This is a genomic window from Gallaecimonas mangrovi, assembly GCF_003367375.1.
GTDB classification, from domain to species: domain Bacteria; phylum Pseudomonadota; class Gammaproteobacteria; order Enterobacterales; family Gallaecimonadaceae; genus Gallaecimonas; species Gallaecimonas mangrovi.
On sequence record NZ_CP031416.1, the window covers coordinates 1,081,917 to 1,097,598 of the forward strand.

The following is a 15,682-nucleotide window of genomic DNA, read 5'->3' on the forward strand; positions in this document are numbered from 1 at the left end:
TTAAAAGTGCACCGTTAGCGTGGCCTGGAAGGTGCGGGGGCTTAAGGGCCGCACATAGTTCGAGCCAGAATAGATATAGGCCATGGCTTTGGTGTTAAAGACGTTGTCGAGGTTAAAACGAATAGAGACGTTTTCAGGCAAACCAAAGTTATTGGGGCCGCCAATATCGACATAGGCCGAGGTGGTCCAGTAAGCGGCGGTTTTGTAGTCCTCGGCGTAGTCGCCATAGCGGCTACCGGTATATTTGGCGGAGAAATGCGCCACTAACCAGTCGCTTGGTTCCCAGGTCACGCCGCCGTTAAAGAGCCACAACGGACTGTCCGCCAGGCGGCTACCGGCGGGGTTATCGTCAAAGCCGTCTTTTAAGGTGGCGTGGTTAAAGGTGACGTTGCTGTTGAAGTAGAGCTTTTTCTTAAAAATGGCCGGTTGCCACACGCCGCTCAGTTCTACCCCGTAGGCTTCGGAGTCGCCGGCGTTAACGTAGAACGACTCGGGTTGGTCGGTGGCGGGGTTTAGCACGTTGCCTTCAACCAGGCGGTTTTTAAAGAGGGTGTAGTACAGGGCAATGCTGGTGTTAAAGGTGTCACGGTTGGTGCGATAACCCAACTCGTAGTTGTTGGCTTCTTCCGCTTCGGGTTTCACCACGGTTTCTACGGCAGTGCTGAAAATGTCATCGGCACCGGCCGGCAAGGCGTAATTTTCAGCGTAAGAGGCAAATAACTGGTCGGTACTATTGAGGGTGTAAACCGCCCCAACCATAGGCAGGAAAAAGTCTTGGTAGTTGGCGCTAATCGACTGCGGGCCATAGCCGCTGCCACCATCGATGTAGTAATCGTCGTAATCGCGGTAGCCATTAAGGCTGTAGTCCATATCCAGCGCCTTGACGCCAAGCTCCAATTTCAGCCGGTCGTTCATCAGCCCCAGGGTGTCTTTTAGATAGTACTGGTGGGTTTTGCGTTCCGAATGGTAGTTGCGGCGGTAGTACACCACTTCGTCCCAGAGCACGGCGCCGTCGGCGCTGCCGTTTTCATGGTTATAGCGCAGCTGCATGCGGTGGTATTTGTCGTCTTCGTACCAGGTACCAAAGGCCAGGTGATGTTCACCCAGGTACCAGTCAAAGCCGAGGGTAATGCCTTTTCTGTCGCCATCAAGGCCGGAGTAACCGTATTGCACCCCGCGCGGGTGCACCACATCAAGGCCAGCGTCGGCCTCTTCTTGGTAAATTGATAACGAATTGCTGTAGCTGTCGGGGGAAATGCCGTAGCCGATTTTATCTTCGTAATAGCCGGTGGCCTTGAAGCTCAAATCAGTGGTGAGCGCCGTGCCGTAGGTTAAGGAATAGAGCTTGTCGTGGCGGGCGTTAACCCGGTCTTTGTAGTAGCTGGTGCAATTGCTGCCGGTAAAAACCGGAATAAAGTCATTGCTGTCGATGCTGCCATCACCGTTAAAGTCATAGACTTGCGGGTCGGCGCTGATACAGCCATCGGGCAGGGTGGCGGAATAGCCGTAGTTGTAGTTTTTGTCGAAGGTGGCCTTGGTGGCAGTTGGCGAGTCGTAGTCGTAAAAGTCGTTGTAGACGTAAGTGGCTTGCAAGTAGCTGTCGGTAAACTCGTAAATGGCTTTGCCTTCAATGTGTTCACGGTTGATAGAGCCGGGGCCGCGCCAAAGGTTGGAGTCGGTTTTTGAGCGGCTTAAATAGGCGCGAAAGCCGCCAATGTCGCCGGTTTGAAGTTTCACAAAAGAGCGGCGCAGGTCGTCATCGCCCATGGTCATCGACACCATGCCGCCAGCCTTGTGCGACGGCATGGTGGTTACATAGCTGGCCACCGGGCCCAAGGTGGCGTAGCTGGGTTTGGACACATCGCCAGCCCCCGGCGAGGCGGTAACCGAGCGCAGATTTTCGTTATCGACATAGCGGAAAATCGGGCTGCCGCCAAAGGCGTCGGAGCGGCCCATGGGAATGCCATCTAACACAAAGCCCATTTGCGACAGATTAAAAGCGCGCACACTGACCGAGTTACCGAACTCATAGAGTCCCAAGGCGCCGTCGGTTTGCACATTAAAGCCGGGCAGGTTTTCCAGCATTTTCAGCCCCGAGATCCCTGATGGCGCCGACAATAACTGGTCGCGGGTTACCGCCAAGGTGTTGGAAACCTGGTCGGTGCCTATGGCCATGCTGGTGTCGGAAATACGCCGGCCAACCACTTCCACCACTTCGGCTTTGTCTGTCTTGTCATCACTCTTGGTGGTGTCAGAGGTTTCGGCGGCTTGGGTAAAACCCGAAACCAATGTCGCGGCTACCGGCAGCAGCGCCAAAAGTCGCCGTTGGCGTTTGCCCTGCCACTCTGAATGCCTCACATCGTTAATCACTTTGAAACCTCCATTTAACCAAGTTGTCACGTATTTTTCATAAAGCACTGAAATTAATTATTTTTTGAACAGCTTGTCGGCCAGTTGCTGCTTAAATGGGGTGAATGGCTAAATAGCCATTGAAAATATTAATGGCTGAAAGGAATTTTCGATTAAGGCTGGAGCGATGCTTCTAACTTATTGATTTACATTGGAGTTAACGTGAACTCCAGGCTTTAAACTGCTGAATACAGTTCATGCTTATATGCCTAGAGGGAACGCAGGCAGGTCGAGCTGGGCTGCTCGGCCCTGCCGTTAGGGGAGAAAACAGGGGATTTTTACCGCTACAACAGCGCAGGCTTAGTGATGGCGTTGGGGTCTAATTTTAACGCCAAATAATCAATAAAGGCGCGAGCCCTTCTGGATAAGCGGCCGGTAGGGTAAACCGCATAAAGGTTTATCAGCTCACTGCTGTAGGTATCCAATACCGTTTCTAAGCGCCCGGCGGCTAAGTCTTCGCTGATATCCCAGGTGGATTTTAAAATAACGCCAACGCCATCTAGGGCCCACTGCCTTAAGGTGCCGCCGTCGTTGGCGGTGCGGTCGCCTTTCACTTTTACCGTCAGCGCTTTGTCTTGCTGCAAAAAGCGCCAGTTGCTTTGCGGATCGCCCGGTCGGCTTAGCACCAGGCAATTGTGTTCGCTAAGTGCTCTGGGCTCTTCTGGCTTGCCGTGGCGCTGCCAATATTCTGGGCTGGCGCAGATGCAGCGGTTACCTTCAATCAACAATCTGGCTTTCAAACTGGAGTCGCTAAGGGGACCGGTACGAATGCCCAAGTCCATGCTTTCTTCTACCAGATTCACCAGGCCGTCGGTCAAATACAGGCTGATATGTACGCCGGGGTGTTCTGCCATAAACTGGCTAACCAACGGCGCCAGCCGGGTACGGCCAAAGTCGTTGGTGGCGGTGATTTTTAGCTGACCTGACAAGGTGCCAACATCACGCAGGCTGTCCATGGCTTCATCGAGTTGGCCAAGAATACGCCGGCAGTCACCTAAAAAGTGCTCGCCTTCATTGGTGAGTGACAACTTACGGGTAGAGCGGGTTACCAGCGGTGTGCCCACCCGGTTTTCCAGGCGTTGCAGGCCCAGGGTGATGGTGGATGGGGCCACGGCTCGGCGCCGCGCTACCGCTGACATGTTGCCCAGATCGGCTATTTCAACAAAAAGCCTGAGGTCGTCCAGAAGATCCATTGTTCATTTATCCCGAAAAGTGGTTTCAGTCTTTTATTGATTATCTAGTTATGCCGCAATGATAGGCTGATCTGACTGCGGCCACCAGGGCAGGGTGCCCTGATGTAGTGTCCAATTGAGGAGGAAACTATGCAGAAAGTATCTCTTGGCAGTACCGACCTTAACATTGCGCCTTTGGTTTTTGGTGGCAATGTTTTTGGCTGGACCATAGATGAAAAGCAAAGTTTTGCGGTATTGGATGCCTTTATTGACCTGGGCTTTAACGCTATCGACACTGCCGATGTGTATTCTGCCTGGGCTGACGGCAACAAAGGCGGCGAGTCTGAAACCATTCTTGGTAAGTGGTTTAAGGCCCGCCCTGGTATGCGCGACAAGGTCACACTTTTTACCAAAGTCGGTTCTGATATGGGCGAGCCGGGTAAAAAAGGCTTAGGCGAAGCCTGGATACTCAAAGCGGTGGACGAATCGTTGGCCCGGCTGCAAACCGATGTTATTGACCTTTACTTCTCGCACTGGCCCGACGATACCCCCTACGCCGAAACCTTGGGCGCTTATGACAAGCTGCTTAAAGCCGGCAAAATTCGCAATATCGGCGTTTCTAACCTTAATGCTGCCCAGCTCAGCGAAGCCCTGAAAGTAGCCGACGCTGCAAAGTTGCCGCGCTACCAGGTGCTGCAACCCGAATACAACCTCTATGACCGTGACGGTTTTGAAGGCGATCTGGCCAAACTTTGCCAGCAAGAAAATGTAGGCGTGGTGACCTACTACAGCCTGGCGTCGGGCTTTTTATCCGGTAAGTACCGCTCTAAAAGCGACCTGGGTAAATCCAAACGCGGCAGCGGCATTGAAAAGTACCTTAACCCCCGTGGTCAGGCCATTTTAGAGGCGCTGGACGTGGTGGCCAGTAACCACAATGCCAAACCGGCAGAAGTGGCGCTGGCGTGGCTCATCAATAAAGACACCGTGACTGCGCCCATTGCCAGTGCTACCTCGGTGGCACAAGTGCAAAGCTTTGCCAAAGCCGCCAGTTTGCAGTTGGCGGGTGATGAAATGGCATTGTTAGACATGGCAGGCAAAGCCTGAGGCCAAAAGCCAAAGGAGTTGTGATGAACATTGAACTAAAAGACAAAGTGGCCATTGTCACCGGCTCTACCCGTGGCATTGGCCTGGCGGCAGCCAAAGGGCTGGCAGGAGCGGGCGCCAAAGTGGTGGTTAATGGCCGCAGCCAGGCGGCGGTAGATGCCGCCATCGCGGCGGTAAAAAAGGCGGTACCTGCGGCTTTGGTCGAGGGTGTGGCCGCTGACCTTGCTACCAGCGGCGGCTGCAATGCCTTGGTGAAAGCGGTGCCGTTTTGCGACATCTTAGTCAACAACACCGGCATTTATGACCACCAGGATTTCTTTGAAACCGATGACGATACCTGGCAGCAGTATTTTGATGTCAACGTGATGTCTGGGGTGCGGTTGTCCCGTGCTTACCTGCCGCCAATGGCGGATAAAGGCTGGGGCCGGGTGGTTTTTATCGGCTCGGAATCGTCCTTTAACATCCCGGAAAATATGATTCATTACGGGATGAGCAAAACTGCTGTGGTATCTATTGCCCGTGGCCTTGCCAAGCGTATGCGTGAAACCGGTGTCACCGTCAATTCGGTGCTGCCGGGGCCAACCTTGGTTGAAAACATGTTTGCGAAAGAGCAGGCCGAAACCGGGAAAAGCGCCGAAGAACTGGCGCGGGAGTTTGTAAAATCAGCCCGGCCGTCGTCCATTATTGGCCGCGCGGCCAGCGTTGAAGAAGTGGCCAACATGATTGTTTATGTCTGTTCGAAACAAGCGTCGGCCACCACCGGTGCGGCGCTTAGGGTGGAAGGCGGTATTATCGACACCCTGGCATAACAGCGTTGCCAGCAATAAAAAAGCGGTCCCGAAGGACCGCTTTTTTTGTCAGTCTTTGTTTTGAAATAAGTGCACATCCCGCTGTGGGAAGGGGATCTCAATGCCTTTGGCATCAAAGGTTTTCTTCACTTTTTCCATGGTGTCAAAGTACAGCGGCCAGTAATTGCTGGCATCGGCCCATACCCGCACCGTAAAGTTCACCGAGCTGTCGGCAAGTTCCGAAAGCACAATTAACGGCACCGGATCTTTATAGACCCGTTCGTCAGCCTCAAAGATGTCTTTCAAGGTGGCTTTTACCAGGTCGATATCGGCGCTGTAGCTCACCCCAAACAGAAAATCGACCCGCCGTTTTGGCTCGGCGCTGAAGTTAATCAGGCTTTCGTTAGACACCTTGCCGTTGGGGATAATCACCCGTTTGTTGTCGGTGGTATTGAGGATGGTGTTGAAAATTTGGATCTCGCGCACCGTGCCCATATAACCGTTGGTTTCAATAAAATCGCCCACTTTGAAAGGGCGAAAGAATAAAATAAGCACCCCACCGGCAAAGTTGGCCAGGCTCCCTTGCAATGCCAGGCCAATGGCCAAGCCAGCTGCACCGACCACGGCCACAAAGGACGTTGTGGCAATGCCAATCAATGACGCAACCGAGATCAGCAACAAAATTTTAAAAGCGATACTGACCAGGTTTCTGAGGAAGTGGCGCAGGGTCGGCTCTACCTTGCGTACTTCCATGCCTTTGTCCACGACCTTGGCAAAACCGTTGATAAGCCACAGGCCCACCAGCAGTACCAGCAACGCTAATACCACTTTGGGGGCATATTGCATTACCAGATTGACCCCTTCGTCGACGTATTTATCTGCATCTTCAATATGAAGCATTGTCAGTCCCTTCAATTAGTTATCCCGCGATACCAGCATGGGGCAGCCAATTACAATCGTCAATTGTTGGCTACCCTGCTGCCTTGAGCAGTATAATCGCCCGCCATGAACGACATCTTGCTAGAAGACGACATCCGTTGGATGCGCTACGCCATGACCCTGGCCGACCAGGCCGCTGCTGCCGGTGAAGTGCCGGTTGGGGCCGTTTTGGTGCGGGGTAACGAAATTATTGGCGAAGGCTATAACCTTTCCATCAGTCAGCACGACCCCAGCGCCCATGCCGAAATGCAGGCCATACGCCAAGGCGGTAAAGCGGTGGAAAACTACCGGCTGCTGGGCTGTACCCTGTATGTCACCTTAGAGCCCTGCGCCATGTGCGCCGGGGCCATGGTGCATGGCCGTATTCAGCGTTTGGTGTTTGGTGCCAGTGACCCCAAAACCGGCGCCGCCGGTTCGGTGATGGACTTGTGCCAGCACCCGGCCTTAAACCACCAGCTCGAAGTGACTGGTGGTGTCTTGGCTGACGACTGTGCGCAGCAGCTCAGTGGCTTTTTTCAGATGCGCCGGGCGCAGAAGAAGGCAGAAAAGCAGGCGGCTCAGGCCGCAGGTTCAGATACGCGCTGTAACTGCATTAAGCAGTGAACACGGTTGCGGTGCAGGTTTCGTTTGTGCAGGCGTTTCATTTTCAGATGGCGACGCCAGTCATGGCCTCGCAGGGGGCGGGTTTTACGCAGTAGGCCAGTTCTTCTTTTCAGCATAGAGGCTCCTTGTTGCTGTTTTTATTGTTAGGCGCTTGAATGCGCCTTTATTCATAGATAAGTCCATTATCGGCTTTTTTCAACGTTCAGATGATGACGCTTTGGTGTCAGTGTTGTCACTGCTGCTGTTATCCAGGTCATCCCCTTGGTTGTCTTTGTCGCTGTCATTGGGGTCGTCGGTGCTTTTGTCGCTGTCGTCGTCATCCACTTTCAGCTCCGGGCTGCCCGCCAACTGCTGGCTTTGCAGCCAAACCAGGGTTTCGTAGTAACGGCGAATGTTATCCACGTATTTGACCGGCTCATCGCCGCGGGCATAGCCGTGACGGGTTTTGCTGTACCAGGCCTTTTTGCGCAATAGTGGCAGGTTTTCTTTTACATCGGCCCAGGAATTGGGGTCGCCGCCGCGGTCTTGGGTAATACGTCTGGCATCCAGCACATGGCCTTCGCCAACGTTATAGGCGGCCAGGGCAAACCAAATGCGCTCATCCGGCGGAATGGAATCGGGCATACGGTCAAACAACTGGTGCAGGTAGTTGGCGCCGCCACGAATAGACTGCGCCGGGTCCAATCGGTTACTCACCCCTAATAGGTCGGATGTATCCAGGGTCAGCATCATCAGCCCCCGCACTCCGGTCATCGAGGTGGCATAAGGGTTCCAGTGCGATTCTTGGTAACTCATCGCCGCCAGCAGGCGCCAGTCAAAGCTGCCCGCGTATTTTTCAAAGTACGATTGATAGCGGGGCAGTTTGCGGTCGACCGCGCGCATAAAGGAGCGGGTGTCTACGTAGTCAAAGGTGCGAACGTGGCCGTAATATTTTTCTTCCAGGCGGGCAATAACGCCGGTTTGGTTCATCTCGCCAAAAAACTCAATCAGCGCCGCATAGAGGCTGTCGTCATTGGTTTTTTGAAAGGCCCAGGCCACGGGCTGCTCTTGCTGTACGGTAAAGCCAACCATTAAGTCGGGATAAAAGCGCCGGTTCAGGGCCAGGTTGTTGGAATCGGCAATGGTGTAATCAAGCTTACCGGCCAGCACCTGTTGCAACAGTTCGTCGGCGTCCATGTCTGAGGTTTCGGTCCATTTTAAACCAGGGTGGGTTTTCGCCGCCTCGGCCAGACGCTCGGCGTGGGCCGAGTAGGCCATCACCATCAGGCTGCCGTCAGACAAATCGTCAAAATCGCGGGGGCGGCGGTGGCCGCGCTTAAACACCAGCTTCATGCTGACGTCTTGGTAGGCCGGGGCAAAGCGAAAATGCGCCTGGCGTTCCGGGGTGACGGTAAGGCCGGCGGCCAGCAGGTCGTATTGGCCGTTTTCAAGCTTGGGAAAAAGGTCGCTTAAGGAATAGCTCGGCTCAATTTTTAGCTTAACACCCAGGTAGTCGGCAAACATGGCCGCCAGTTCGTAGTCCAAACCGGCCGGGCCGTCGGCCGCTTCATAATAAGTGGTGTCGGAATAGCGCGTGCCAACTCGAAGCTCTCCTCGGGCGAGGATGCTTTCCAATTGGCTTTTATGTTCAGTAGGTTGTGGGCTACTACCGTCATGGCAGGCTGCTACAAGCAGGACCAACACCGGCCAAAACCCTCGCCACTTATGGAAGTTTTTGCTCATCTGCAGGCGTTTATATCAGAAAGCGATGAAAGCGCGAAATCAAACCGTTTCTCCTGATGGGAAAGCAAACGTTTTTCCTCTATAATGCTGCGCCCGAGAACTCCCTCAGTCTGCCCAGGTGACAAATGCCCATTCAAACCCTGCGAGGCGCTCCCGCCCTGTCCGAGTTTCGACTGGAAAAGCTGCTGGCTTCGTGCCGTGCTGCCAAACTTCCGGTAAACCAGATTTCCTCCTGCTTTGTGCACTTTGCCGAGCTGACTGACAACCTGACCGAAGATGAACAGGTCAGGCTGCAAAAGCTGCTGACATATGGTCCCCGCTTAGCGGCGGCAGACCTTGCCGGCCAGGAATTTATAGTGGTGCCTCGCCTGGGCACCATTTCACCTTGGTCTTCTAAAGCGACCGATATTGCCCATAACTGCGACCTGGGCAAGGTTAAACGCTTAGAGCGCGGCATCCGCTACCAGCTGGATGTTAGCCTCACTGACGCCGAGGCCACCATCTTTAAGGCCCTGATTCACGACCGCATGGTAGAAACCCTGCTGGCCAGTGAAAACGACGCCGCCAGCCTCTTTAAGAAATCCGAGCCGGGCCTGTTGGCCAGTGTCGACGTGCTCGGTGAAGGCAAAGCCGCCTTGGCCGCGGCCAACCAGCGTATGGGTTTAGCCCTGGCCGATGATGAAATCGACTACCTGGTTGAAAACTTTAAAGCCCTGGGCCGTAACCCCAATGATATCGAACTTTATATGTTCGCCCAGGCAAACTCTGAGCACTGCCGTCACAAAATCTTCAATGCCGATTGGACCATCGACGGCCAAGAGCAGCCCAAGTCGTTGTTCAAGATGATTAAAAACACCTTTGAACAAACCCCCGACTACGTGCTGAGTGCATATAAAGATAATGCGGCGGTGATGACCGGCTCTACCGCTGGCCGCTTCTTCCCCGACAGCGAAAGCCGCGAATTTGGCTACAGTGTCGAGCCTATCCATATTCTGATGAAGGTGGAAACCCACAACCACCCCACCGCCATTTCACCTTTCCCGGGCGCCGCTACCGGCTCTGGCGGTGAAATTCGCGATGAGGGTGCCACCGGTGTTGGCGCCAAACCGAAAGCCGGCCTTTCTGGTTTTACCGTCTCTAACCTGCGTATCCCCGGTTTTGAGCAGCCTTGGGAGCAGGATTTTGGCAAGCCGTCACGCATTGTTACCGCCCTTGATATCATGACCGAAGGCCCCTTGGGCGGCGCTGCCTTTAACAACGAATTTGGCCGGCCGGCGCTTTTGGGTTACTTCCGTACCTATGAAGAAGAAGTGAACTCCTTCAATGGCCGGGAAGTGCGCGGCTACCACAAACCCATCATGATCGCCGGTGGCCTTGGCAACATCCGTGAAGACCACGTGCAAAAAGGTGAAATTCCGGTTGGCGCCAAGCTGATTGTACTGGGCGGCCCGGCCATGAACATTGGCCTGGGCGGCGGCGCAGCATCATCAATGGCCTCTGGCCAGTCCGATGAAGATTTAGACTTTGCCTCGGTACAACGGGATAACCCCGAAATCGAGCGCCGCTGCCAGGAAGTGATTGACCGCTGCTGGCAACTGGGCGACGCCAACCCCATCTGCTTTATTCACGATGTCGGCGCTGGCGGCCTGTCTAACGCCTTCCCGGAACTGGTGTCTGACGGCGAACGTGGCGGTAGCTTTGAGCTTCGCAACGTGCCCAACGACGAGCCGGGCATGAGCCCGCTGGAAATTTGGTGTAACGAATCGCAAGAGCGCTACGTATTGGCGGTGCCTGCCGATAAGCTGGGCCTTTTTAACGCCATTTGTGAGCGCGAACGCGCCCCTTATTCAGTGGTGGGCGAAGCCACCGAAGAGAAAACCCTGAAGCTTTCCGATCAGCACTTTGGCAATAACCCCATCGATCTGCCGCTGTCGGTGCTGTTGGGTAAACCGCCGAAGATGCACCGCGATGTAGAAAGCCGCAGCGCCGAAGGCAACGAGCTTAGGTTCGATATCGACGTAAAAGAGGCGGCCGAGCGCTTGCTGCGCCTGCCGACCATTGCCGAGAAAACCTTCCTTATTACCATCGGTGACCGCTCTGTGGGCGGCCTGACCGCCCGTGACCAAATGGTTGGCCCCTGGCAAATTCCGGTGGCCGACGTGGCCGTTACTGCCGCCAGTTTTGATACCTATTACGGTGAAGCCATGGCCATGGGCGAGCGCACCCCGGTGGCGCTTTTGAACCATGCCGCCTCGGCGCGGTTAGCGGTGGCAGAATCCATCACCAACATTGCCGCCAGTGCCATTGGCGACTTTAAACGCATTAAGCTCAGCGCTAACTGGATGGCCGCTGCTGGCCACCCCGGTGAAGACGCCGGTCTTTATGAAGCGGTGAAAGCGGTGGGTGAAGAGCTGTCTCCGGCCCTTGGCATTACCATTCCGGTGGGTAAGGACTCCATGTCCATGAAAACCCAGTGGGATGATAAAGCCGTTACCGCGCCGCTGAGCCTTATCATCACCGCTTTTGGCCGGGTGGAAGACATTCGCAAAACCGCCACCCCGCAGCTGAAAACCAATAAGGGTGCTACCCGCCTGCTGCTGATTGATATTGCCGCTGGCAAGCAGCGTCTGGGCGGTAGCTGCCTGGCGCAGGTGACCCGCCAATTGGGTACCGAAACTCCAGACTTGGACGACGTAGCCGCCTTTAAAGGCTTCTTCCACGCCGTGCAAGAGCTGCTGCTGGACGACAAGCTACTGGCCTACCACGACCGCTCTGACGGCGGCCTGTTCGTGACCCTGGCGGAAATGGCTTTTGCTGGCCATGTTGGTATCGACGTTGATATCTCGGCCCTTGGCGGCGACGCCATGAGCGCCCTTTATAACGAAGAGCTAGGCGCCGTTATCCAGGTGCGCGAAGAAGACCTGGATGTTGTTAACAAGGTACTGGCCGGCCACGGTATCAAGCACTTGGTGCACGACATCGGTACCCTTAATGGCGACGACACAGTGCGCTTTAGTAAAGACGGCACTGAAGTGCTGGCGGCTAAGCGTGGCGTGCTTCGCGGCATTTGGGCCGAAACCACGCACCAGATGCAAAAGCGCCGCGACAACCCGGTTTGCGCTGACGAAGAGTTTGCCCTTAAAACCGACGACAGCGATCCGGGTATTAGCCCTGTGGTTACCTTCGACATGAAAGAAGACGTGGCCGCCCCTTACATCATCAAAGGTGTGCGCCCCACCATCGCCATTCTTCGCGAGCAGGGGGTTAACTCCCAGCAGGAAATGGCGGCTTCTTTCACCCGCGCCGGGTTCCGCGCCATCGACGTGCACATGTCCGACATTTTGTCTGGCCGTGAAGACTTAAGCAAAATGCAGGGCCTGGCGGCCTGTGGCGGCTTTAGTTACGGCGACGTGCTGGGCGCCGGTGAAGGCTGGGCCAAGTCTATTCTCTATAACGAGCGCGCCCGCGCCGCCTTCGAGGCCTTCTTTGGCCGCGGCGACACCTTCGCCCTTGGCGTTTGTAACGGCTGCCAGATGATGTCCAATTTAAAAGACATTATCCCCGGTGCCGAGCATTGGTCGCGTTTTGTTACCAACCGCTCCGAGCGTTTTGAAGGCCGGGTTGCCACCTTGCTGTTGGAAAAGAGCCCCTCGTTGTTCTTTACCGGCATGGAAGGCTCGCGCCTGCCAATAGCCGTTTCCCACGGTGAAGGCCGCGCCGAGTTCGTGAGTGACGCCCACTTTGCCGCCCTTAATGGCTCAGGCAAGGTCGCTGCCCGCTACGTGGACAACCATGGTCAGGTTACCGCCCAGTACCCGCTGAACCCCAACGGTTCACCGGACGGTATTGCCTCGCTTACCACCACCGACGGCCGGGTGACCATTATCATGCCGCACCCTGAGCGTGTGCACCGCACCGTGGCTAACTCTTACCACCCAGAGGAGTGGGGTGAGAATGGGCCTTGGATGCGGATGTTCCAGAATGCGCGTAAGAATGTGGGTTAAGCCTGTGGCTTGGCTTTAGAGCAATAAAAAACCCCGCGAAAGCGGGGTTTTTTATTGGGTGTGAATTCTCATTGATTGGCGTTTCTTTAGCGCTGTTTTAACGCGGATGATTCGTTTATCCGCCGGTTCTCGCACCGGCAGGCGAGGCACTTTGTTTTCGCACAAAGTGCCCAAAGGCACCGCCCATGTTCCGCTTGATCTTCGCTTCTGGTCGTTCCCAGGCCACCGGTTCATACGCGCTCCCGGCACGTACTCACCTGCCTCGACGTCCTGTCTCGGCTGTCCTTCCACTCCCGTCAGCTCAGCGCTTCACTTAACGGGCTCCAAAAGCAGGTGGTTTCGTTAGCGAATTGATTTCTTTAGTATTTAGAAGCGGATGTCCTCGGTTTTTCGCTGGTGGCGGAACTGAAAACCGGGCAACTGGCGGAGTGGAAAAGGGAAAGCGGTTATCACCAACTATCAAGAGTAGAAACGGCGATGTCCCGTTACAAATAACTGCTCAGCCCAAAGCTCAGTCTGCGCCGTTACAATGGTGGGGTGAAGGTGGTGAACAAAATGTTGACCTTGGACATGCCGGTTCGCTAGGGGGCAGCTAGAGTCGGTCAGCCCTTTAGCGGCCTGCATTTGGTTGTTGAATTTAGGAAACAACGCCGGTATCACTAGCAGACGCTAAGAATGTTGAGATGTCTCCTTTTCGTTTTTTTCTAGTAAGATTTTTATTTTTAATAAAATTGAAAGTGGATATCCCTTTGAGTTTACCGGCAGGTAGAGTGGTGCAGTTCCTTCAAGGAAAGATGGCCGACATTACAGGTAAGATGAAAAATGTGCTACGAGCAGCTAATCAGTAACGGATGTGATGTTTAATTCATTCAATCAATGCCTATGGTAACGTCGAATATATGGCCGCAAACCGCTTTTCATCGACAGTTGCAAAAAACGGGGCGGCCATATATGTCATTTATAATTTATAAATAAAAGTTATTTTTGAGTGGTTACGGTACAGATATTATCTGTAGTACAGGTCATTGTTGTACCGGTTGAGGTGCCATCATCTGTGATTGTTATTCCCAGTCTGGCTGCTGCATCTATATACTCTTGTACTCCGGTGCTTCCTGATGAAGCAAAGCTATAGCTACCAGAGAGGTAGTCAGAAGCAGTTGCACTTATCGTATTATCATCAGCATCCCTGCCACGAACAAATTTGAATTCTATTGATGTGGCCGAGAGACTTACAACCGCAAGAGTGACGGTTGAGCCGTCAGGAAAAACAGCGGTAGCTTCTAAGCCGAAATTGTCCGGAAGACTTCCAGAACCCACGACTGAAAGAAGATAATTAGTGAGATTAGCAGCGCTTGTCTCAATTCTCTGGGCATTGGTTGAGTTAGAGAAGATGTAATCGCCTACCTTATTAACCTTATACTGCGCACCAACAAGCTCGTAGCCACTATTCGCGACACTTGAGGGTATCTCCACACTAGAAAGGAGACTTGACATAGTATTGTAGGTGTCAGATGCCTTTTCAAATGACTCGGTTTGTGCAGAAGTCATTGACTCTAGAGAGGTAAATATTTCAAGAGGACTTCCGGTTGTATCTTCTCGTTCGGCAGTAACTAAATACTTTGCTGAAAGGCCTTCACTGTAGTTGAAAACATACACGGTGCCGCTAGCACTGCCAGGTCGGGTACTGGGGAGAACGCTGCCTATTGTTGAACCATAAGACCTAGCCATTGATGCAAGAGCGCTAGTGGATATACATGACTCACAATCGACTTGGTAGACTGTTGTTGTAGATGCATTAGCGAAAATAGGAATCGATAAAAAAAGTAAAGCCAATAATCTTTTTGCTACCTTCATTTGTATTTCCCTTACATAAAGTAAATAAAGCCCACATCAGTGTCTTTATTTTTTCAAATACTGCAATGGAATGGGTTTGCATTCCTTTTTTATTGCAATTTATGGCGTTGCTTCTCTAACTTGCGTGACTGCAATCCGATCCCCGACTTATCGCAGTGGAATTACCGATGGGCCACGCGAAACATCTAATAGGAACTCAAGAGGGCGTATACGGACGCCCCGTATTTTGTAACTGTCAGTTTTAAGGGAACACCCACTTTTAGTTATCATGCCGCACCCTGAGCGCGTGCACCGCACCGTGGCTAACTCACCACCCAGATGAGAGGGGTGAGAATGAGCGTTGGATGCGGATGTTCCAGGATGCACGTAAGTCTATTGGGTGTGATTTGGTGGTTTGGGCATTTCTTTCGCGTTGGTTTATTGCGGATGATTTCTTTATCCGCCGGGTCCCGGCCCGGCAGCCGGGTTACTTTTGTTTACTCGGACCATCCCTGGTCCTCGCCCTCCGGGCCATCGTCGCTGCGCTCCAATGTTCAAAATCGTTCCAGACGATTTTGTCGCACAAAGTGCCCAAAGGCACCGCCCAGGCGTTACGCGACGTCCTTCCTTCTGGTCGCTTGCCGCTGACCGCTACACACGCGTGTCCCGACGCGTCTTCCGCTCTTTCGGCATCCTTGCCTCAAGCCAGCTCCCGCTCCCGTCAGTAAGGCGCTCCACTTAAATGGGCTCCAAGAGCAGGTGGCTTCGTTAGCAAATTGATTTTATTGGTGTTTAGAAGTGGATGTCCTCGGTTTTTCTTGGCTGGGGTGAAGGTGATGAACAAAATGCTGGGTCTCGGCATGCCTGTTCGCCAGGTCAACTAAGGGCAGCAAACCCTTTAGGGGCAGGCTTTCCAAGCTCTGATTTGATCAGCAATGCCTTCAATATGTACTTCGTGATGAGCTGCCATACGCTTTAGTCCTTTAATTTCTGTAAAGTTTCAACCAGCTCATGCACACGAGTACTGGGATTATCGGTTTGGTTCCGCTCGCTTTCCTGCAGTGCTTGCGTGGCATAATTTTTTGCTTGTTCTAATCGCTTAATAAGA

At 53.6% G+C, this 15,682-nt stretch carries 9 protein-coding genes; 4 read left to right on the forward strand and 5 right to left on the reverse strand.

The annotated features are described in order from the left end of the window. Positions 1-2,370: a TonB-dependent receptor gene (locus DW350_RS05095; protein ID WP_336406973.1), complete on the reverse strand. Its 2,370-nt coding sequence runs from the start codon at positions 2,368-2,370 to the stop codon at positions 1-3. A 323-nt stretch (positions 2,371-2,693) separates the two neighbouring features. After that, positions 2,694-3,602, reverse strand: a complete 909-nt coding sequence (locus tag DW350_RS05100; RefSeq protein ID WP_115717840.1) for a LysR family transcriptional regulator — start codon at positions 3,600-3,602, stop codon at positions 2,694-2,696. 129 nt (positions 3,603-3,731) lie between these two features. Between DW350_RS05100 and DW350_RS05105 the strand changes: the two genes are divergently transcribed. Both DW350_RS05105 and DW350_RS05110 read left to right on the forward strand, forming a co-directional pair. Further along, positions 3,732-4,685: an aldo/keto reductase gene (locus DW350_RS05105; protein ID WP_115717841.1), complete on the forward strand. Its 954-nt coding sequence runs from the start codon at positions 3,732-3,734 to the stop codon at positions 4,683-4,685. Between the two features lie 23 nt (positions 4,686-4,708). Then, a complete protein-coding gene (locus DW350_RS05110) occupies positions 4,709-5,494 on the forward strand; it encodes an SDR family NAD(P)-dependent oxidoreductase (protein WP_115717842.1) in 786 nt (261 codons plus the stop codon). A 48-nt stretch (positions 5,495-5,542) separates the two neighbouring features. Here DW350_RS05110 and DW350_RS05115 read toward each other — a convergent pair whose 3' ends face one another. Then, positions 5,543-6,373, reverse strand: a complete 831-nt coding sequence (locus DW350_RS05115; protein ID WP_115717843.1) for a mechanosensitive ion channel family protein — start codon at positions 6,371-6,373, stop codon at positions 5,543-5,545. A 105-nt stretch (positions 6,374-6,478) separates the two neighbouring features. On the opposite strand from DW350_RS05115, the gene tadA reads away from it, so the two are divergent. Then, positions 6,479-7,015 carry a tRNA adenosine(34) deaminase TadA gene (gene tadA, locus DW350_RS05120; protein ID WP_115717844.1) on the forward strand — a complete coding sequence of 179 codons (537 nt, stop codon included), beginning with the start codon at positions 6,479-6,481 and terminating at the stop codon, positions 7,013-7,015. A 195-nt stretch (positions 7,016-7,210) separates the two neighbouring features. Here tadA and mltF read toward each other — a convergent pair whose 3' ends face one another. Further along, positions 7,211-8,698, reverse strand: coding sequence for a membrane-bound lytic murein transglycosylase MltF (gene mltF, locus DW350_RS05125; RefSeq protein WP_264296843.1), 1,488 nt, complete (start codon positions 8,696-8,698; stop codon positions 7,211-7,213). A 164-nt stretch (positions 8,699-8,862) separates the two neighbouring features. Here mltF and purL point away from each other — a divergent pair, with 164 nt between their 5' ends. After that, positions 8,863-12,741: a phosphoribosylformylglycinamidine synthase gene (gene purL / locus DW350_RS05130; protein ID WP_336406974.1), complete on the forward strand. Its 3,879-nt coding sequence runs from the start codon at positions 8,863-8,865 to the stop codon at positions 12,739-12,741. Positions 12,742-13,719: 978 nt separating this feature from the next. Here purL and DW350_RS19420 read toward each other — a convergent pair. Next, positions 13,720-14,595: a hypothetical protein gene (locus DW350_RS19420; RefSeq protein ID WP_152032938.1), complete on the reverse strand. Its 876-nt coding sequence runs from the start codon at positions 14,593-14,595 to the stop codon at positions 13,720-13,722. Positions 14,596-15,682 lie beyond the last annotated feature (1,087 nt).